General features: G+C 72.6%; 12 protein-coding genes and 1 pseudogene. 7 read left to right on the top strand and 6 right to left on the bottom strand.

All coding sequences use genetic code 11. The features are described from left to right. The first annotated feature begins 304 nt into the window (after nucleotides 1-304). A complete protein-coding gene (locus WMF46_RS12365) occupies nucleotides 305-739 on the top strand; it encodes a YeeE/YedE family protein (RefSeq protein WP_437985798.1) in 435 nt (144 codons plus the stop codon). Continuing rightward, nucleotides 736-1227: a DUF6691 family protein gene (locus tag WMF46_RS12370; protein WP_437985799.1), complete on the top strand. Its 492-nt coding sequence runs from the start codon at nucleotides 736-738 to the stop codon at nucleotides 1225-1227. Before WMF46_RS12365 ends, WMF46_RS12370 begins: the two co-directional genes overlap by 4 nt. Before the next feature lie 93 nt (nucleotides 1228-1320). On the opposite strand, the gene WMF46_RS12375 is transcribed toward WMF46_RS12370, so the two are convergent. Beyond that, a complete protein-coding gene (locus tag WMF46_RS12375; protein WP_437985800.1) occupies nucleotides 1321-2493 on the bottom strand; it encodes an amidohydrolase family protein in 1173 nt (390 codons plus the stop codon). Between the two features lie 147 nt (nucleotides 2494-2640). Here WMF46_RS12375 and WMF46_RS12380 point away from each other — a divergent pair, with 147 nt between their 5' ends. Then, nucleotides 2641-3267, top strand: coding sequence for a hypothetical protein (locus WMF46_RS12380; protein ID WP_437985801.1), 627 nt, complete (start codon nucleotides 2641-2643; stop codon nucleotides 3265-3267). A gap of 62 nt (nucleotides 3268-3329) precedes the next feature. Here WMF46_RS12380 and WMF46_RS12385 read toward each other — a convergent pair whose 3' ends face one another. Then, on the bottom strand, nucleotides 3330-4523 hold the full coding sequence (locus WMF46_RS12385; RefSeq protein WP_437985802.1) for a PAS domain-containing protein: 1194 nt from the start codon (nucleotides 4521-4523) through the stop codon (nucleotides 3330-3332). 490 nt (nucleotides 4524-5013) lie between these two features. Here WMF46_RS12385 and WMF46_RS12390 point away from each other — a divergent pair, with 490 nt between their 5' ends. From WMF46_RS12390 to WMF46_RS12400, 3 genes and pseudogenes are all read left to right on the top strand, one after another. Continuing rightward, nucleotides 5014-6867, top strand: coding sequence for a GMC family oxidoreductase (locus tag WMF46_RS12390; protein ID WP_437985803.1), 1854 nt, complete (start codon nucleotides 5014-5016; stop codon nucleotides 6865-6867). 14 nt (nucleotides 6868-6881) lie between these two features. Next, nucleotides 6882-7991: pseudogene (locus tag WMF46_RS12395) on the top strand (ferritin-like domain-containing protein); the annotation flags it as partial. A gap of 651 nt (nucleotides 7992-8642) precedes the next feature. After that, the gene (locus tag WMF46_RS12400) at nucleotides 8643-10649 is read left to right on the top strand and encodes an amylo-alpha-1,6-glucosidase (RefSeq protein ID WP_437985804.1); all 2007 of its coding nucleotides are present in this window, start codon (nucleotides 8643-8645) and stop codon (nucleotides 10647-10649) included. An 89-nt stretch (nucleotides 10650-10738) separates the two neighbouring features. On the opposite strand, the gene WMF46_RS12405 is transcribed toward WMF46_RS12400, so the two are convergent. The 3 genes from WMF46_RS12405 to WMF46_RS12415 all read right to left on the bottom strand — a co-directional run bounded on the left by WMF46_RS12405 (nucleotide 10739) and on the right by WMF46_RS12415 (nucleotide 17449). Beyond that, nucleotides 10739-12250, bottom strand: a complete 1512-nt coding sequence (locus tag WMF46_RS12405; RefSeq protein WP_437985805.1) for a pyridoxal phosphate-dependent decarboxylase family protein — start codon at nucleotides 12248-12250, stop codon at nucleotides 10739-10741. A gap of 153 nt (nucleotides 12251-12403) precedes the next feature. Further along, nucleotides 12404-12892, bottom strand: a complete 489-nt coding sequence (smpB, locus tag WMF46_RS12410) for an SsrA-binding protein SmpB (protein WP_437985806.1) — start codon at nucleotides 12890-12892, stop codon at nucleotides 12404-12406. 633 nt (nucleotides 12893-13525) lie between these two features. After that, nucleotides 13526-17449, bottom strand: coding sequence for a protein kinase domain-containing protein (locus WMF46_RS12415; RefSeq protein WP_437985807.1), 3924 nt, complete (start codon nucleotides 17447-17449; stop codon nucleotides 13526-13528). Between the two features lie 167 nt (nucleotides 17450-17616). Here WMF46_RS12415 and WMF46_RS12420 point away from each other — a divergent pair, with 167 nt between their 5' ends. Beyond that, a complete protein-coding gene (locus WMF46_RS12420; protein WP_437985808.1) occupies nucleotides 17617-19056 on the top strand; it encodes a serine/threonine-protein kinase in 1440 nt (479 codons plus the stop codon). On the opposite strand, the gene WMF46_RS12425 is transcribed toward WMF46_RS12420, so the two are convergent. Further along, complete coding sequence (locus WMF46_RS12425; RefSeq protein ID WP_437985809.1) at nucleotides 19040-20080, bottom strand: hypothetical protein; 1041 nt, start codon at nucleotides 20078-20080, stop codon at nucleotides 19040-19042. The genes WMF46_RS12420 and WMF46_RS12425 overlap by 17 nt on opposite strands. Nucleotides 20081-20299: the final 219 nt, after the last annotated feature.

Genomic DNA, 20299 nt, shown 5'->3' on the forward strand with positions numbered 1-20299 from the left:
CAGTATACACCAGCACCTCTGGGACCCGGCACAATCTCGGCCGTCCGCCGGCGCCGTGTGCGATACGCCCGCTCCCAGCCCCACCCGCTCTGTCGGGCGGCGATCCAGGCGGGGTGTGGCGCCGCGCGCTCGCAGCAGCGGTGGCGCGGCGAGCGGTGGCGGACGCGGCAGGGGGCGCGCGAGCCGGCGGGGCCGGCCGAAATACGCCGAGCGGGCTCCGGCTTTGCGCACCGCGTGGTGGTTCGTCTTCCGTGGATGACGCGCATTGCTATGCTGGCCACCGGTTTCTCAGCGAGGTCTCATCGTGAATGAATTCACCGTGATAGGCCCCCTCATCGGCGGCGCCCTCATCGGCGTGGGGGCGTCTCTCCTCCTGCTCTTCAACGGGAGGGTCGCTGGCATCAGCGGCATCGTCGGAGGGCTGCTCTTCCGGAAGCCAGGAGATACCGCCTGGCGCGCGGCGTTCGTCGCGGGCCTCCTCCTCGGCGGCCTCGCGCTCGTCGCCGCGCATCCGGTCGCCTTCCCCTCGGCGGGGGGCGGCGGCTCGCTCGGCCTCGTGATCGTCGCCGGGTTGCTGGTCGGCTGGGGCGCGCGGCTCGGCAACGGGTGCACGAGCGGCCATGGAGTCTGCGGCCTCAGCCGTCTGTCGGTCCGGTCGCTCGTCGCCACGCTGACGTTCATCGCGACCGCGGCCATCACGGTGTACGTCAGCCGGCACCTGCTCGGGGGGGCGCGATGAAGCAGGGCGCAGCAGCGTTCCTCGCCGGCTTGCTGTTCGCCGTGGGGCTCGGCGTCTCCGGCATGACCCAGCCGTCCAAAGTCATCGGCTTCCTCGACGTGGCCGGCGGCTGGGACCCGAGCCTGGCGTTCGTGATGGCCGGCGCTATATCCGTGCACTTCCTGGCCTACCGCGTCCTTCGCTGGCGGCGGCGCGGGGGCGGCGCCGACGCGGCCGGCCTTGCCCGCGCGCCGCGGTTTCCCCTCCTGGCCGATCGCGCGGACGTCCCGACCCGCGCCGACATCGACGCGCGCCTCGTCGCTGGCGCCGTGCTGTTCGGCGTCGGCTGGGGTCTCGCCGGGTACTGCCCGGGGCCGGCGCTCGTCTCGCTGGCGACCGGATCGAGCGCCGTGCTCGCGTTCGTCGCGGCGATGGCCGCCGGCATGGCGCTCGAGCATTTCGCCTCGGCCAGGGCGAGGGGCGAAACGAGCGAGCAGACGACGCAATGAACGGCAAGTGAAACAACGCGTGTGACGGGCGGAGCGGCGCACAACGCGCGTCGCGCCGGACGGAACATCGTGTGTCGCGCCGGGCGCCGAGCGTCACGGGTGTGCCGCGAGCCGATCGGGATCTGCAGGCCAGAGCAGGCGGCGCGCGTTGTCGCGGTAGATCTTCTGCAGCACGGGCGCGGGCAGGTGCATACCGTAGATCCTCCAGGACCCCTGGCGGCCGTTCGCGGCCTCGGTGCCGAAGTAGTCGTCCTCGGTCTCGAGGAAGCGCGCATAGACGTCGTAGCCTGCGGCATTGGCGCTCTTGAGGTCGGTGCCGAAGAGCACGCGGTCCTGGTAGCGCACGAAGAAGCGGTGCGCCGCGCGCGGCTGCCGGCCCAGCTCGCTGACGCTGGCCGACATGTCGACCTGCAGATTGGGGAAGCGATCGAGCCAGCCCGCGAGCTGCTTCAGGTCTTCGGACGAGCTGGCCATGTGCGCGCCCACGAAGGTGACGTCGGGGTGGCGTTCGATCACGCGGTTGCGCTCCTCGAAGAGCCGCGCGCGGGTTGGAAAGCGCGTCCGGTCTGCGAACGACCAGCTCGGGAACTCGTGCAGCTCGTGCCAGCGCTCGTTCTTCGCGTCCAGCGGGGCGAAGAACGCCGCCGGGTCGGCCACGTGCCAGAGCACGGGCCGGCGGTAGCGCGCGCACGTACGCCAGACCGGCTCGAGCTCCGGGCTGTCGAGCGCGACGCGCCGGCCCTCGGGCGTGCGCACCGTGAGCCCGAGCTCCTTGAAGATCTTCAGTCCCTTGGCCCCGGCCTCGAAGTCGGTCGCGAGCTGCGCCGCCACGCGCTCGCCCCAGCCCGGCGCGCCCACGAGCGTGAGGTCGAGGTTGGCATAGGTCAGAAAGCGCCCTGGATAGGCGCGGTCGAAGCGCTCGAGCTCGCGCACCAGGCGCTTGCCCGAGAATCCATCGAGGTTGACCATTGTCTCGACGTGAAACGCGTCCATGCGCGCGACCTCGGCCGCCACGTCCACGACACGGTGCAGGTGCGTGTGGACATCGATGGCGGGCACGGCCAGGTGGGTGATCGCGGTGCGCTCGAGCGCCAGAAGCGGTATGGGCTGCCAGTCCGCGAGCCGCAGCGCCCCGATGTCGGCTGGCCGCGACGGCGCCGCGGATGGCGCGGCCGGGCCGTGAGCGCACGCGGCGGGCAGGAGGAGAACGAGGAGGAGCGATGCGATGTCCGCGCGGGACATGAGGCGACCTCTGGACGCGAGCATGACCGAGCATAGCGCGCAGGAGGCCGCTCTCGGCGAGGAGCGCCTCGGGGCAGATCACCGAATTGACATGATATGCTGCGGGGCGCAGGCGGAACGGAAGGAGGCAACGTGCTTCGACTCCACGTGGCTCTTGGTTGCGCGGTTCTCATGGTTGCAGCGTGCGGCAACGATGTGCACGAGGTGGACGCGACGGGCGGCGCTGCCGGCAATGGCTCTGGCGCCACCGGCGGCGGCGGTGCCGGCGGATCCGTCGCGAACAGCGGCGAGGGCGGCGCTGTCGGCGGAACGGCCGGCGCCCAGGGCGGCCACGACGGCACCGGCGCCGGCGGCGACCCGGGCGGCGCCGGGGGCAGCGCCGCGGGCGGGGGCGTGGACGGTGCGGCCGACCCGTGTCGGGGAGCGCTACCGATCACGTGTGGCGATCGTTTGAATCACAGCACGACGACCCAGGGGCGCGCGAACGTGTGGACGGGATACGACCGGACCGCTCGTGCCGAGTCGGGGCGTGAGACGGTTTATGCCTTCTCCTCGACGACCGAGTGCATCGTGGTCGCAAAGCTCGAGAACCTCGCGACGGACCTGGACCTGCTGCTGCTGTCCGCCTGCGACCCCATCCGGTCGAACGAGATGGCTTCCTCGACCCCGCTGGATCTACAGACGGTCGAGACCGTGAGCTGGACGAGCGCGCCAGGCCAGACATCCTACCTGGTGGTGGACGGCTATGCCGGGGCCGAAGGCAGCTACACCCTCTCGGTCGACTGCGCGTGTCGATGATTGGACCGCTCCCATCGCGCCGGTCCTGCCCGTCGCGCAGCGATCCGCGAAGCGCTCCTCGGCTAGCGGGAGGGCGCTCCCCCGGCGGCCGCGTCGGCACGCACCGGCGAGAGCTGCCTCTCTGCGCTCATCTTGCGGATGCAATGGCCGAGGGCAGCCCGAAGGTTCTGCTGGGTGTTGATCTGCGAGAGGTCGAGCCCCAGCGCGACCATCGTCTGGGCGACGTTCGGCTTGATGCCCGCCACGATGCCCTCTGCGCCGAGCAGCCGGATCGCGGTGACGAGCTCGATGAGGTGGCTCGCGACCTGCGTGTCGACCATCTCGACGCCGGTGAGATCCAGGATGGCGAACCGCGCCTGCTTCTCGACGATGCGCCCGAGCAGGCTCTCCATGATATCGGCCGTCCGCACGCTGTCCACGATGCCCACCATCGGGAGCGTGAGCACGCCGCTCCACACCTCGATGATGGGCATCGACAAGGTGCGGATCACCTGCCGCTGGTTCTCGATCTGCTGGAGCTGCGACCGGAGCTCTGCTTCGGCGTTCTTTGCCTCCGTCACGTTGAGCGAGATCCCGAGCACCCCCTCGATCTCGCCGGCGTCCCCCCGGAACGGCACCACCCAGCTCTCCCAGTGATAGCCGTGCACCTCCTCGTAGGAGTGAGTCTGCTCTCCGACGAGCGAACGCCGCACGCTGTCGGTGATCGGGTAGCCTTTGTACAGCTCGAAGACGCTCATCCCGACGAACTGGTTCGGCTCGATGTTGCACTGCCTGAGGCCCTTGCCTTCGCTGAACAGCAGGACTCCCTCCCGGTCGGTCGTCCAGATGCCGATGGACACGTGCTCGGCGAGGTGGTCCAGGACGCGCGCCTTGAGGTTGCTGCGCGGGCTCGTCTCCGGGGTGCGGGTGAGGACGCCGCGGAGCGAGCCGTACACCGCGTCGCCCGACGGCGACCGGGTCGCGCTGCACGCGAGCGTCCTGCGGCCGCCGTGCGCGTCGCGGAAGCACACGGCCAGCTGCACGGGATCGCCGGACGCCTGCAGCCGGCCCCAGGCGGCCTCGAACGATCTGGCGTCGGCCTCGTCATCGACGAGCGACGCGAGCGTTGCCCCCCGCGCGGCGACAGGCCCCAAGGCGCGCTCCAAGGCGCCGCTGGTCCGCCGCAGCCGGCCATCCAGCTCTGCCACGAACAGCATGTCGGGACAGGACGAGAAGAACGCCTGGAGCGAGTCTATCGGAGATTCCGGGTCTGCCACATGACCTCCCGCCCTAGGGTCGGCAACATCCCATGGTACTTACCAGAGGCCCATCGCGCATGTGAAGCGCGTTCGAGCGAGCATGCCGCGAGCTCGCCTGCCCCGTCGGTTCTCCTGTACAGGCACCGTCGGCGCACCGGGCCAGGGCATCAGGCGCATCAGCGAGGCCGGCTGGGACCTCCCGGCCCACGCCCGTGAGCCGCCGCTTCTTCCGGGCGCAGCCACCAACTCTTCGGAACTCCTCATCATTGTATTTGCGAGTGGACATTGTTCTCCCCTGGCGGAAAGGCGGCCTCGACGCGCTGCATCCACGCGCAGGCGCGGACGTGAACGTCGCGGTGCGCCTACGTCGTGCGTCGACCCGCTCTCATTACAGCGACAGGAGCGCCGATCCCGGTGTCACGTGACCGATACAATGAAGCGGTTGACAGCGACCGATCTCTTCTGATTTAGGACATCGGGGGGATCATCTACATAGGGAGGGCGGGACGTGCTGTTGAAAATTGACACGGCGCTGCGGACGGACGCCGGCGCGGTGGCCGCCGATGACGGCTATGATGCCGTGATCGTGGGCTCCGGGATCGCCGGCGCGATCGTGGCCAACGAGCTAAGCCGAGCAGGCAAGCGGGTGCTGCTGCTGGAGGCGGGGGCGGGGACGAACCGGTCGATCTCCGGCTATGAGTCCTACCTTGCCAACTTCTTCGCGGCGTCGTCGAAGGACAACCAGGCGCCGTTCCCCGAGAACCCGAACGCGCGGATGCCGCGCAGCCCGGAGCTCCGCAAGCTCCAGCCCGGCGAGACCGACCCGGCTCCCTACGTCGTGCAATCAGGCCCCTACGTCACCGACACCAACTACACGCGCGTGTTCGGCGGAACGACCATGCACTGGGAGGCGAAGACCCCCCGCATGCTGCCGGACGACTTCAAGGTCCGCACGCTGTTCGGACAGGGCATCGACTGGCCGCTGAGCTACGAGGACATCGAGCCCGACTACCAGGTGGCCGAGCGCGAGGTCGGTGTCTCCGCCGACGTCGGGGAGCAGACGTACCTGGGGCTCCGCTTCCCCGAAGGCTACGTGTACCCGATGAAGGGCCTGCCGCTGTCCTACCTCGATCAGAGGGTCGGCAAGGGCGTCGACGGCACCGAGGTCAAGCTGCACGACCAGGCGTATTCGATCCGGATCCGCGCGTACCCGCAGGCCCGCAACGGAGTTCCCAACCCCGCATACGACGGCGGCAAGGGCTACGTGCCGGTGGGCGCCGTCAACACCCATCAGGTGGAGGAGGGGGAGCGCTGCCAGGGCAACACCAACTGCGTGCCGCTCTGCCCGGTGCAGGCGCGGTATCATTCCGGCAAGACGCTGGCGAAGGCGCTCGAGACAGGGCGGGTCGACCTGATGGTCCAGGCGGTCGCCTCGAAGGTGGTGATCGATCCCGAGAGCGGGCGCGTCACCGCGCTGGAGGTCAAGGTCTACAAGGACCCGCAGTCGTCAGAGCACGAGACGGTGACCGTCAAGGGCAAGATCTTCGTGCTCGCCGCCGGCGCCATCGAGACCCCGCGGCTCCTGCTGGCCTCCGGCGTCCGGAGCAGCAGCGGGCTGATGGGCCGCAACCTGATGGACCACTCCTATCTGCTGAGCTGGGGGCTGATGCCCGAGGTCTGCGGGACCACGCGCGGCACGAGCTGCACCGGTGGCATCATCGACCTGCGCACGGGGCCATTCCGGCGGAGTCAGGCGGCCTTCAGCGTGGACATCCACAACGACGGCTGGGGGTGGGCGACGGGCTCGCCCTTCACGGATCTGGCCGAGCTCGTGGACCAGCACAACCACTTCGGGGACGAGCTGCGCCGCGGGCTCGTCGACCGCATCTCGCGCCAGCTCCTGTTCGCGTTCATGCTCGAGGTGCTGCCGAGCGAGAGCAACCGCGTCACCGTCGATCCGCGCTACACAGACCGCCTCGGCAACATGCGCCCGGTGGTCTCCTTCACGGTGCCGGAGTACACGATGCGCGGCGCCGCGTACGCGCGGCAGTTCGCCAGGACCATGTTCGCGCGCCTGGGCGTCGTGGATTTCTCCCGGTACGACCCCGGCGACTACGGCTATGTCGCCTACGAGGGCGAGGGCTATGCCATCCGGGGGGGCAACCACCTGGCCGGCACGCACATCATGGGATCGGACAAGCGCACTTCGGTGGTCGACACCGATCAGCGCTCCTGGGATCATGAAAATCTGTATCTGGTCGGCGCCGGCAGCATGCCTTCGGTCGGCACCGCCAACGTGACCCTCACCCTCGCCGCGCTCTGCTACCGGAGCACGCGCGCGATGCTCAAGCAGCTCCACTGACGCGAGGTCCGCCCATGATCAACTCCAGACGATCCGAACCCCCCGCGCCGCGCAACAAGATCGAGACCCTCACCGAGCTGCACCATTACCTGCAGCACGCGCTCCAGCTGGAGCACGCCACGATCCCGCCGTACCTCGCGGCGCTCTACTCGATCAAGCCGGGGACCAACCCGGATGCCGTCCACATCCTGCGCGTGGTGGCGGTGGAGGAGATGCTCCACCTGACCCTCGCGGCGAACCTGCTGAACGCCGTCAAGGGCACGCCCGATCTGACGGTCAAGGGCTTCGTGCCCAGCTACCCCGCCTACCTGCCGGACGGCGAGACCGACTTCCAGGTCCACATCGCCCCCTTCGGCATCGAGGCGATCGAGACCTTCAAGAAGATCGAGCGGCCGAAGAAGGCAGGCGGGCGGCTCGTCCGCCGCGCCGCTCCGGCCGGCGCCACGGTGCTGGGCGCGCACCCCGAAGACTCCGAGATGCAGTACTATAGCATCGGCGAGTTCTACGCGGCCATCGAGGACGGCCTCGTGCGCCTGGAGGCGGAGGCGCAGGCCCGGGGCGAGACGATCTTCACCGGCGATCGCGGGCGGCAGATCACCTCGGAGTACTACTATTCCGGCGGCGGCGCGCTGCTGCCCGTGATCGATCTGGCCAGCGCGCGCCGGGCCATCACCCTGATCATGGAGCAGGGCGAGGGCACCGAGTCCAGCATCTACGACCGGGAAAAGGAGCTGTCGCACTATTACCGCTTCGAACAGCTCACCCAGGGGCGCTACTACCAGCCGGGTGACCAGCCGGGCCAGCCGACCGGGCCGGCGTTCACCGTCGACTGGAAGGGCGCGTATCCCATCAAGACGGACGTCAAGCTGGCCGAGCTGCCGGCCGGCTCCGAGCTGCACGACATGGCGGTGGCCTTCAACCGCGCATACGCGAAGTTCCTCGAGACCCTGACGCGGGCCTACAACGGCGAGCCGGCGCTGCTGATGAGCGCCGTGCCGCAGATGTTCGAGTTCCGCAACCTGATCACCCAGCTGATCCGCAACCCGCTGCCGAACAGCGAGTTCACCGCCGCGCCGACCTTCGAGCTCTACCCGGACGCGGACGCCCCTGCCGCGGTCGCCGGCGCGAGCGCGGCGTCGAGCCGCCTCGATCGATTCCTCGCCTTCTCCGCGGAGGTGACCGCCTTTGCCGTCTTCGATCTGCATGGGACAGGGCAGGCCGAGGCGTATCTGAAGTCCGCCGATGATGTCGTCGGCGCCGCCGTTGTGGACGAGCTGCTCGCGATCCACGGCGGGGCGGGGCAGGGGAGCGACCGCCTGGCGCGTGACGCCTTTTTGCGCCGGGAGATCTTCGGCCACGAGAAGCTCGGGCCGATCGCCCGCAACATCATCAAGATGTGGTATTCCGGCGTCTGGTACGAGCTGCCCACGGCCTGGACCGAGGCCTACGGCCCCGCGCCGAAGGACGTGACGTTCGTTGTCTCGCCGTCCTCGTACGTGGAGGGGCTGCTGTGGACGGCGATCGGCGGTCACCCCGCCGGAGCCAAGCCGCAGGGGTTCGGGTCGTGGGCCGATCCGCCGCGCATCCCGTCCTCCGAGGACACGCCGGCGCGCCGGTCGCTGCCTGTCGTCGGCGAGCGATAGCGCGCCGCGGGGGCGGCAACGTGGTGTCGGGAGGGATCGGCCGAGTGCGAGGCCGGCCGAGGGCCCGTCGGCGAATTCGAGGGTTGCGTCGAGCCGGTTCGGTAGGCGATAGAAGTCCCGGAGGAGGAGCGCATGGTCGGGATGGGGAGGGAGATCTGCGGCGACCTGAGGATCGCCGAAGACCGCGAGTGGCTCGTCACCAACGGCATCGGCGGCTATGGCTCCGGGACGGTGGCCGGCTCGCTCACGCGCGGCTACCACGGGCTGCTCGTCGCCGCCCTGCGGCCGCCCGTCGATCGGCGGCTGATGCTCGTCAAGCTCGACGAGACCGTCACCTACCGCGGCGCGGCCTGGGACCTCGCGACCAACCGCTGGGCAAGCGGCGCCGTCGCGCCGAGCGGCTTCGTCAACATCGAGCACTTCGCGCTCGAGGGGTCGATCCCTTGCTGGCGCTACGCCTGCGCCGACGCGCTGCTCGAAAAGCGCGTCTGGATGGAGCACGGCAAGAACACCACGTACGTCGCTTACACCGCGCTCCAGGCGCGCGAGCCGTTGCGCCTCACCGCGCGCGCCATCGCCAACAACCGCGTCTTCCACAACACAGGCACCGTCGCGTGGCCGGCCGAGGTCAGCGCCGCTTCGGGCGGCGTCCGCGTCGTCACGGCCGGCGACGCGCTGCCGCTGTTCCTCAAGCTGGAAGGCGGCGCGGCCACCCCCGCGACGGAGCTCTACCGCGGCTTCGCGCTCCCGGCGGAGACGGCGCGCGGGCTCCTCGACCGCGACGACCACCTCCACGTCGCGACCTTCGAGGCGACCCTCCTGCCCGGCGAGACGGTGGTGTTCCTCGCCGCCGCCGGAGACGGCGCCACCGCTGTCGATCGGGAGGCCCTCCCGCGCCGCCGCGCGCGCGATCGGGCCCTCCTCTCGGCGTGGAGCGGGGCGCGGCCGTCGGCCGCGGCCGCCGCCCCCGGCTGGGTCTCGCAGCTCGTCCTCGCCGCCGACCAGTTCGTCGTGGACCGCGCGCTGACCCCCGGCGGCACCCCCGGCAAGAGCGTCATCGCCGGATATCCCTGGTTCGAGGACTGGGGCCGCGACACGATGATCAGCCTCCCCGGCCTCGCGCTCTCGACGGGACAGGCGAGCATCGCCGCGCCGATCCTCCGCACGTTCGCCGCCTTCGTGGATCAGGGGATGTTGCCCAACCGGTTCCCCGACGGCGCCGCGCACCCCGAATACAACACGATGGACGCCACGCTCTGGTACTTCCAGGCCATCCGCGCCTGTCACGAGGCGACCGGCGACGACGGGCTCCTGCGCGATCTGTTCCCGGTGCTGCGGGGCATCGTCGACTGGCATATCCGGGGCACGCGGTATGGGATCCAGGTTGATCCGGGCGATGGCCTGCTCCGTGGCGGACAGGACGGCGTCCAGCTCACCTGGATGGATGCCAAGGTCGGCGATCACGTGATCACGCCGCGCATCGGCAAGCCGGTCGAGATCAACGCCCTCTGGTACAACGCGCTGCGGGCGATGGTCGTCTTCGCCGCCCGGCTCGGCGAGCCCGCCGAGCCGTATCAGGGGATGGCGGCGAGGGCCCTCGCGTCCTTCGAGCGCTTCTGGAACGCCGCCGCGGGCTACTGCTATGACGTCCTCGACGGGCCTGCGGGCGCCGAGACGGCGCTCCGGCCGAACCAGATCTTCGCCGTGTCGCTCCCCGAGAGCCCGCTCTCCCCCGAGCGACAGCGCGCCGTTGTCGACGCGTGCGCGCGGGCGCTCCTGACCTCGTATGGGCTGCGCTCGCTCGCCCCGTCGGATCCGGCGTATCAGGGGTTCTACGGCGGCGATCAGGAGCGCCGCGACGCCGCTTACCACCAGGGCATGGTGTGGGCCTGGCTCATTGGCCCGTTCATCGAGGCGCACCTCCGCGTTTATGGCGATCCCGACGCAGCGCGCCGGCTGCTCGCGCCGATGGGCGACCACATCAACGCCGCCGGCCTCGGCTCGATCAGCGAGATCTTCGATGGTGACGCCCCCTTCGCGCCGCGCGGCTGCATCGCCCAGGCGTGGAGCGTCGCCGAGGTGCTCCGCGCCTTCACGCTCCTCGACCAGGCAGCGTTGCCCGTCCGGGAGCCCGCTTGACCCGACGACGCAACGAGGTGATCCAGGGAGGGAAGCAGAACACGAGACCGAGCTGAGCCGGCGCCGGGCGAGCGGTCTGTCGTGCCCCTTCAGTCGTCGTCCGCTCCTCCGCGCTGATCGCCCTCCCGCGCGGGCGAAAGCCGCCCCTCGCGGAGCTCTTCCAGCACCTCCGCGAGGCTCGACGCGACGTCGGCGAGCGCCGCGTTCACCCGGTCCGCGTGTGTCCTGAAGCTCAGGATGCAGATCCGCAGCAGGAACCGGCCCCCGGCCACCACGCCCGTGAGCAGCACCCGCTGCTTCGCGTTCACCCGCGCGAGGAGGCGCCGGTTCAGCGCGTCGAGCGCCGGCCCGCCGTCGACGCCGGGCGGGCGCGCCCTGAAGGCGAGGAGCGACAGCTCGGGCTCCGCCAGGACCTCGATGTGCGCCATCTGCCGGAGCGCGTCGGCGGCGCCGCGCGCGAGCGTGAGCTTCTCGTCGAGCTCGGCCCGGAAGACGGAGGCCCCATGCATCTTCAGCGGCAGCCACACCCGCAGCCCGCGCGCGTCGCGCGACAGCTCGGGGCTGATCGCGCAGAAGTCCACGAGATCGTCCTCTGCTTGCATCGGCGGCATGTACGAGGCGGAGAGCGCGTGCGCGCGCCGCAGCGCCTCGCGATCGCGCACCGCGAGGCAGCCCGTCCCATACGGCAAGAAGAGGCTCTTGTGCGGGTCCAGCGTCACCGAATCGGCGCGCTCGATCCCCCGCATCGCCGCGCGCCCTCGCTCGGTGAGCGCGAAGAAGCCGCCGTACGCCGCGTCGACGTGCAGCCAGAGGCGCTCGGCCTCGGCGAGGCCGGCGAGGGCGGGCAGATCGTCGATCGCGCCGGTGCCCGTCGTGCCCGCGGAGGCGACGAGGAGGAAAGGCGAGAGGCCGCGCGCCCGGTCGCGCGCGACCGCCTCCGCCGCCGCGTCGGCCCGCATGCGAAAGCGCCCGTCCACCGGGATCTCGCGCACGGCCTCCGGCGGAAAGCCGGCGAGGAGCGCGGCCTTCGTCACCGAGTGGTGCGCTTCCTCCGAGGCATAGAGGGTCCCTCGCAGGAAATCCGGCGGGAGGCGCTCGCGGCGCGCGGTGATCACCGCGACGAGGTTGGCGAGCGAGCCGCCCGTCGTGAGGATCCCCCCGGAGCCCTCGGGCAGGCCGAGCATGGCGCAGAACCAGGCGATCACGTTCGCCTCGATCTGGACGAGCAGGGGGGCGGCCTGGAAGACGCCCACATACCGGTTCACCGCGTCCGCGATCAGATCGGCCACGGCCGCGTGAAAGAGCCCGCCGCCCGGGATGTACCCCATGTAACCGGGGGACGCCGTGTTCAGGCTCATCGGGATGAGCTTGCCGAAGAGCTTCCGGAGGAGATTTTCATAAGGCACGCCGCGCTCCGGCAGCGGCTCGCGGAGCGAGCGCGCGACCCGCTTGCCTCCCCGCGTCGCGTGCATCGGCTGCTCCGGCAGGCTCTCGATGTGCTGGACGATGCGGTCCATCGCGAGCTCGACCATCTCGCGCATGGCGTCGCCCGGCAGCTCGAGCGGGTGGGGGCCTGACGGCGGGCGTTTCGGGCGGGCCAACGCGCGCCATCCTACGTCATCGCGCGCTCCACGGCGGGCGGCGTTCGGGGCGAAGACGTCGCGAAAACGTCCGGCGAGACGAGCCGGCTCGTCAGGAGGGCGCCGGCCTGCGATCGACGCCCGAGCTGGGTCCTCCGCGGGCTCGCAGGAGCGTCACGCGCGTCCGTACCCTCGTTGTCCATGAACCACCACGGCGCGCATCTCGCGCTCGGCGTCTTGCTCCTTGATGGTCTCGCGCTTGTCGTGGCTCTTCTTCCCCCGTGCCAGCGCGATCTCGACCTTGGCAAGGCCGCTCTTGAAGTAGAGCCGGGTCGCGACGGCGGTCATCCCCTCGCGGGCGATCGAGAGGTCGATGCGCTCGATCTCGCGCCGGTGGAGGAGGAGCTTGCGCGCGCCCTTCGGCACGTGGCCGAAGGCGGCGCTGGCCATCGCGGCGATGCTCACGCCCTGCAAGAACACCTCGCCCCGGAGGACCGTGCAGAACGAGTCGGTCAAGTCGGCCTTGCCGGCGCGAAGCATCTTCACCTCGCTCCCCTTGAGGACGATGCCCGCCTCGAACCGGTCGCCGAGATCGTAATTGAAGCCAGCGCGCTTGTTGCGCCCGATCAACGTCTCGCCAGGCCTGGCCTTTTCCTTCGGCACGACGGCATCTTAGCACGACACCGCCCGCGCCCCGGCGACCACGCTTCCCGCCGGCCTCTGTCAATCGCAGCGGCAGTAGAGGCACCCAGGGTGGTGGGAACCGGTTCCGCAATATCCAGCCCACCCGGTATTGCTGCACGTGCAGGGGTCATGAGGGCGGAGACAGTTGTCCAGCTTGCACGACTGGTCTGGCGTTTCGAACGGCGAATCGACGCTCGGGGTGTCCGCCGATGCGCCGTTCGCCGGAGCTTCGGCGGGTGCCAGATTGTTCGTCGCAGGCTCCTCCACGTGTGCTGCGCGGCCCGCGGCGCCCATCCCTATCGAGGAGAGAAGCGCCACAATCGAGATGATCCATCGCGTGTTCATGGTCAGATCTCCTGCGCACGGCGTTTGTCGCTCATCGGTGCGCGCGATGGGAAACGTTGATAATCGCCGCGTTTCAGCGACGAGCGTGCCTCATCGACGCTGAACAAGTTGAGCGATGGCTCCCTGGTCGCAAGTGGCCGCGCGAGCGCGGAGGGCGTCCGAGGGCGGATCGAGAGGGCAAAAGGGCTCCGCCGGGAAGACAGGGAGGATCCACGCGGACGATGGGTCGCGAACTGGCGATGCCACAGCGCAGCCGGGCCTGTTCACTCACCCTTCGATCCCCAGCGCGGCGAAGCGCCGGGCGAACGAGAGGCCCGACGGGAGCAGCGGGCGGGCCTCGGCGAAGGCCGCGCGCGCATCGGCCTCCCGGCCGGCGCGGCGGGCGGCGCGCGCCAGGAAGTAGAGCGCCTCGAGCCGCTCGATCGGGAGCAGGCCGCGCGACCGCGCGAGCGTCTCCTCCCAGCTCGCGCCGCCGGGCGCGCCGATCGCGAGCGCCACGGCGTCCAGCAAGGTCTGCGCGTTCGGCGCCGCAGGGCCGGGCGGGCAGCTCGCGCGGATCCACGCGACCGCCGCCGCGGCCTCGGCGTCCTCGCCGCGCGCGGCGTGGAGCCGGGCGAGCATCAGCGAGAGCTCGACCACCGGGCGCTCCATGAAGCGCTCCTCGAGCGCGCGGCCCCGGCGGGCCAGCTCGAGCGCCTCGTCGTCGCTCCCGTTCCAGAAGAGCTGCTCGGCGAGGTTGCCGGTCGCAGCGCGCTCGGGCCACGGGTTGCCCACCTCGCGCGCCAGATCGACCGCGCGCCGGAGGTCGTCGATCGCGCGGTCCAGGGCATCCCTCGCGGTCCACAGGAAGAACCGGTTGCAGTAGGCGACGCAGAGGTGGACGCTGTCCTTCGCCCCGGCCGCGAGCGCGATCACCTCGTCGAAGCGGGCCTCGGCCTCCGCGAGCCGACCGGCCACCACCAGCGCGCACGCGAGCAGGAGGAGCGCGACGACGCGCGCCTCGTAGTCTCCGTCCGCCTCGGCCATCGCCGCGCCGCGGCCGAGCTGCTCGACCGCCTCGGGCACGCGCGCGTGGCGCCAGGCGCAGCGCCCCTCGGCCACGAGGAAGCGGCGCGAGAGCCGGCGGTCGCCGAGGCGCGCGACGATCGGCCGCGCCTCCTCGACGCGCGCCGCCGAGCCGGCGAAGTCGTTGTCCCAATCGAGCGCCGCGGCCTCCTCGAGCAGGGCCTCGCAGAGCAGCGCCTCGGCGCCCATCGCGCGCGCGGAGGCGGCCGCCGCGGCGAGGTCCTCGAGCGCCTCGCGCGTGCGCGAGATCGGGTAGCGCGCCGCGCCCCGCAGCGTGAGCGCGCGCGCCCTGACCAGGCCGCCCGAGCCGCCGAGCGCCTCGCCGGGCACACCTCCCGGCGCTTCTCCTGGCGCCTCGATCACGTCGATCGCGTCGAGCACGTCGAGCGCGCGCGTTGCATGGGCGTCCGCGGCCACGTGCTCGTGCGCCGCGAGCGCGGCCTCGGCGAGCCGGATCGACGCCGCCGCGGCCTCCGCGCGCGCGCCCACCGCCGCGGCGTGCAGGGCGAGGCGCTCGAGCGCGTCCGCGCCTGGATCCTGGGCGTCCCGCCACACCTCGAGCGCGGCCTGGTGGACGCGATCCCGGTGCGACGGGTCGAGCATCCCGTAGAGCGCGTCGCGGAGCGCGGCGCTCCGGAAGGCGAACCGATCGGGCGCGCGCTGCTCGAGCAGGCCGTGGTCGCGGAGCGCGCGCAGGCCGGCGCGCGCGTCGACGGGCGTGGTCGCGCCGCCGCCGCGCTCGAGCGCGCGCTGGACGCGCTCGACCTCGGCGGCGCTGAAGGTGACGCCGAGGACCGCGCACAGCCGGGCGCACGCCGAGATCTCCCGCGGCAGGAGGTCGAGCTGGCGGGTGGCGAGCCACTGCCACGCGGGGGAGGGCGGGATGCGGTCGAGCGCCGCGGTGGCGAGGTAGAAGCTGCCCGTCCGCGCGCGGCGCACCATGCCGGCCTCCTTGAGCGCGGCCGCGAGCTCCACGAGCGCCGCGGGGTTGCCGCCGGCCCACCCGTGGAGCCGCTCGAGCGCGGCCGCGGGCGGGTACTCCGCGGGCGCGAGGAGCGCGGCGGCGAGCCGGACGCCGGTGGCCGCGTCGAGCGGGGCCAGGGTGAGCGCGTCGCTCCGGGCGGCGCGCGCGCCGAACCCCCGGCGCGCGGCGGCGAGCCGCGGATCCGCGGCGACGAGCACCCAGCAGGGCCCGCGCTCGCCGTCCAGGGTGGCGACCTCGAGCGCGTCGAGGAGGCCGTCGGGCGCCCAGTGCGCGTCGTCGAGGACGACCGCGATCGGCCCGCCGCGCGCCCGCGCGCGCAGCGCGGCGGCGAGCGCGCGCGGGCCGTGCTCGTCGCCCGGCGGCGCCCCGGCGAGCGCCTGGCGCAGGAGCTCTTGCAGCGGCCGCGCCGGGTCCCCCGCCGCGGGCGGCTCCGCGGCGGCAGCGATCACCGCCGCGTCGGGCCGGAGGCGCCGCACCAGCGCGGCCGCCTCGGCGAGGAGGCGGGACTTGCCGAGGCCGCGCTCGCCGAGGAGCGTGAACAGCCCCGGCGCGCCGCGCGCGAAGCAGGCGCCGGCGCTGCCGGCGAGCGCATCGAGGACGTCGTCGCGGCCGACGAGAACGAGCGGCGGTCCCGCGCGCGGCCGCAGGAGGTCCACCTCCGCGCCCGCGCCGGCGCGGGCCGCCGGGAGCGCGCGGGCGGCTGCCTCGGTGAGCACCACGGGAGCCCCCGCGCCCCCCGGGATCCAGGTCTCGGGCTGCTCCACCGCCGCGCCGTAGACGGCGGGGGGGCCGTCGCTGCGCGGGCGGCTGCGGAGCGGGGCGAGGTGGACTGCGGCGCGCGCCTCCCCGCCGCGGGTGAGGTCCTCGGCGGCGGCGAGCGCGGCCGCGAGCGGCGCCTCGACGTCGGCGCCCGAGAAGACCGCGACGAAGCGTCGACCGCGGCGCCGCGCCACGAAGCCCGCGCGCCGCGCGACGGCGGCGCTGACCTGCGCGGCGTCGGCGGTGGTCTCGACGGCGACGAGCGCCATCAGCCGGCGGCCCTCCGCGATGAGCGCCGCGGCCGGCGCCTTCGCTGTGGCCGCGGCAGGCATCTCGGCCGGCGCGGGCGCGGCGGCGGCCATGGGAGCGGCGGCGGCCCCGGGCGCGGCGGCGGCCCCGGGCGCGGCGCCCGGCGCTCGGCGGCGCGCATCGTCCAGCCCGCGCGGGAGCGCGGCTTCCAGCGCACGCCGGAGGGCGTCTGCGCTCGGCGGGCGCTCGGCCGGATCCTTGGCCAGGCAGGCGAGGACGAGCGCCTGCACCGCGTCGGGGACGCCCGCCTCCTCCGGCAGGCGCGGCGGGCGCAGGTGGAGGTGGCCGTGCTCGATCGCGCTGCGATCGCCGACGAAAGGCGGCCTCAGCGCGAGGAGCTCGTGGAGGATCACGCCGAACGCATAGAGATCCGTCCGCGCGTCCGCCGCCGCCTCGCCGCGGATCTGCTCGGGCGCCATGTACTCGGGCGTCCCCACCGCGAAGCCCGCGCCGGTCCGCTCGGCGCGGGCCCACGCCGCGCCGTCGCCCGTCGCGGAGGCGGCGCCGCCGCCCAGCGTGCAGGCCCGGCCGAAGTCGAGCAGCGTCGCGCGCACGGCGGGCCCGGTCGCGTCGATCGCCACGTTGTCCGGCGTGAGATCGCGGTGCACGACGCCGCGCGCGTGCACGGCGCCGAGCGCCTCGAGCACCGCCGCGGCCACGGAGAGCGCGCCGTCGGGGTCGGCCGCCGCGCCTGGGCGCGCGGCGCGCTCCTCGATCCATCGGGCGAGCGTCGGCGCCCGCACCCGCTCCATCGCGAGGTACGGCCGCCCGTCGTCGAGCTGCCCGCGCGCGTGGAGCGCGGGCGCGGGCGGCGCGCCGGCGCGCGACATCGCCGCTGCCTCCCGCGCGAAGCGCGCTCGCGCGAGCTCGGTGCTGGCGCGCGCCACCTTGATGGCGGCGGCCGCGCCGTCGTCGCGGCGCGTCGCCTCCCAGACCACCGAGAACCCGCCGCGGCCGAGCTCGCCGCCCACGGCGAAGCCCTCGATGCGCGACGGCGCCCCGGCGCCCGCCTCCGTGACCGCGGCCGCGGGCGCCGTGAAGCCGTCGCGGGGACACGGGCGCGAGGCGGACACCCGGATGTGGCAACGTGGGCAGCGGGGCAAAGGACCTCTCGAGCGGCGGCGTCCAGCGCCGCGAGGGCGAGGGGCGAGTGCGATGAGCAGGAGAAGCCGAGTCCGGAGCGCGCCCGGCGGTGCTCCGCGCGCCCCGGCCGCGGCCCGCATGCTACGCTGTATCTCTTGTGAAGTGCGACGCCGCCGAGCCTGTGCCGATCACCACGGTCGTGGCGCGGGGGTGCTCCTCCGGGGACCGGCGCGCGCTCTCGCCGGGGGATCGCGTCGGCGGCTACATCGTCGTGTCGTTGCTCGGCCACGGCGGCGCGGGCGCGGTGTATCGCGTGGTCCCGGCGGAGGGGGGCGGCGCCGCGCGCGCGCTCAAGGTGCTCCACGCCGATCTCGTCTCCAGCCGCGAGGCGGCGCTCCGCTTCGCGCGCGAGGTGCGCGCGATCGGCCGCATCCGGCACCCCAACGTCGTCGCCGTCCACGACGTCGGCGAGCTCCCGGACGGGAACCCGTACTTCGCGATGGATCTGCTCGACGGCGTGGACCTCCGGTCGCACCTCGCGGCCGCCGGGCGCCTGTCGCTCGACGAGACGCTCTCGATCCTCGAGCCGCTCGCGGCCGCGCTCTCGGCGGCGCACGCGCAGGCGATCGTGCACCGCGACATCAAGCCCTCGAACGTGTTCCTCGCGGACGAAGGCGGCGCGCGTCGCGTCGTGCTCCTCGACTTCGGCGTGGCCAAGCTGCTCGACGAGCCGGGCCCGGGGATCACCGGCTCGCGGCAGATGGTCGGGACGCCGGCGTTCATGGCGCCCGAGCAGATCCGCGGCCTGCCGACGGATCAGCGCACCGACGTCTACGCGCTCGGCGCGCTCCTCTACGCCCTGCTCACCGGCGAGCCGCCCTTCCCGGCGAAGTCGACGCTGCTCCCGCAGCTGCACCTCCACGCCCGCCCGGCGCGCCCGAGCGCGCGCGCGCCGGTCGCGCCCGCGATCGACGAGGTGCTGCTGCGGGCGCTCAGCAAGGACCCGGGGCGGCGCCAGCAGGGCGCGGCGGCGCTGCTCGCCGAGCTCCGGGACGCGGCGGGCCGCGCTGGCCTCCCGTCCGGCGCCGAGCGGCTCGCGATCGCCCTCCACGTCGAGGCGCGCGCCGACGCGGCGGCGCTGGAGGACGCGGATCCGGGCCTGCTCGACGACCTGGAGACGATCCTCCCCGCCGCCCAGGCGTGCCTCGCCGAGCACGGCTTTCGCGCCGCGGTCGAGGCCGGCCACGCCGCGCTCTACGTCGCCGAGCCGGGCGCGCTCCCCGGCGGCGATCGCGCCGCGCGGCGGTCGGCGATCGACGCGGCGCGCGCGCTCCTCGGCGCGCTAGAGGCGCGGTCCGCGCGCGATCCGCGGGTCCATGTCGCGCTGTGCCTTCACGCCGCCCCGGCGCGCTTCGACGGCGCCGCGCCGGCAGGGGGTCCGCTGCTCGACGTCGCGGCGTGGCTCCCGGACGGCCTGCCCGCCGGCCTCTTCGCGACGCCGGCGCTGCTCGACGGGCTCGGGATCGAGGCGGCGCCGGCCGGGGCCGTGGCGCGGCTCTACGCGCGCGCCCTCCCGGCGATCACCAACTCCCGGTGATGGGGACGTCGCCGGGGAGGCCGAACTGGAGGGCGCGGTCAGCGCCGTCCCAGCCGTTGCCGTTCATGTCGAGGAGCCACATCCCGTCCGACGGCCGCCATGCGCCGACGAGGCTCCGCGCGGTGCCGCTCCAGCGCCCGACCACGGGGATATCGCCTGGCTGGCCGAGCAGGATGGGCACCTCGCCGTCGTATCCGTTGCCGTTGAGATCGAGGTGGAATTCCCCGTTCCGGAAGACGCCGACGCGCGTCTTGCCGGAGCCGGTCCAGTCGCCGACGAGGGGCACGTCGCCGCGCAGGCCGAACTGGAGCACGCGGTAGGAGCCGTCCAGTCCATCGCTGCTCAGGTTGAGGAACCAGTACATCAGGCCATCGGGCAGCACGCGGACGACGCCGGGGCGCGCCTTGCCGCTGCCGTCCCAGCTCCCGACGACCGGGGTGTCCCCTGGATTGCCCCATTGGAGGACGCGATCGGACGTGTCGTAGCCGTCGCCGTCGAGATCGAAGTACCAGACGCCGGCCCGGAAGACGCCGACGCGTGTCTGGCCTTCGCCGGTCCAGTCGCCGACCACGGGCACGTCGCCGGGGAGCCCGAACTGGATCTGCCGATCGCCGCGGGGCGACCAGCCGTTGCTGTCGAGATCGAGGAACCACATCCCGTCGGCGTCACGGAACACGCCGGTCTTCGCGTGCCCGTCTCCGGTCCAGTCGCCCACGACAGGCGTGTTGCCGGCGACGGAGAAGCTGATTGCGGCGTCGCCGTCCCACCCGTTGCGGTTGCGATCGAGCACGAAGCTGTTCAGCCCCCGGAAGACCCCGACGCCCGTCCGAACGCGCGAGATGGGCGGCAAGATCGGGCTGTCGCTCTCGTCATCGCTCTCGCCCTCGAGCGCGCCGTCCGCCTCGCCGACGGAGCCCTCGATCGCGTCGGCGCCGTCGATCGGCGCTTCCCCGCAGCCCGCCGCCGCGGTGACAGCGGCGATCAAAAGAAGCAGCGTAGTGGACTTGGCCGACATCGAATTCATAAATTTCATCCTTATTTCTACGGTCCATCGGTCATGGCGCGGATCGCCGGCATGACGACACACGCCTATCTGCTAACAGCGATCTCCCCGCGTCAGCGCGGCCCCGAGATCAGCTGTCCCAAATCAATTGTTCTAAAGCGCCGATCTCTCCGCCCAGGCACCCCGCGTCACAGAGCGGCGGTCACCCGCACAGGAGACGGGTCCAGATCGGCGTTTTCG

The sequence above is a fragment of the Sorangium sp. So ce117 genome (genome assembly GCF_051524395.1).
In the GTDB taxonomy this organism is placed as follows: domain Bacteria; phylum Myxococcota_A; class Polyangia; order Polyangiales; family Polyangiaceae; genus Sorangium; species Sorangium cellulosum_B.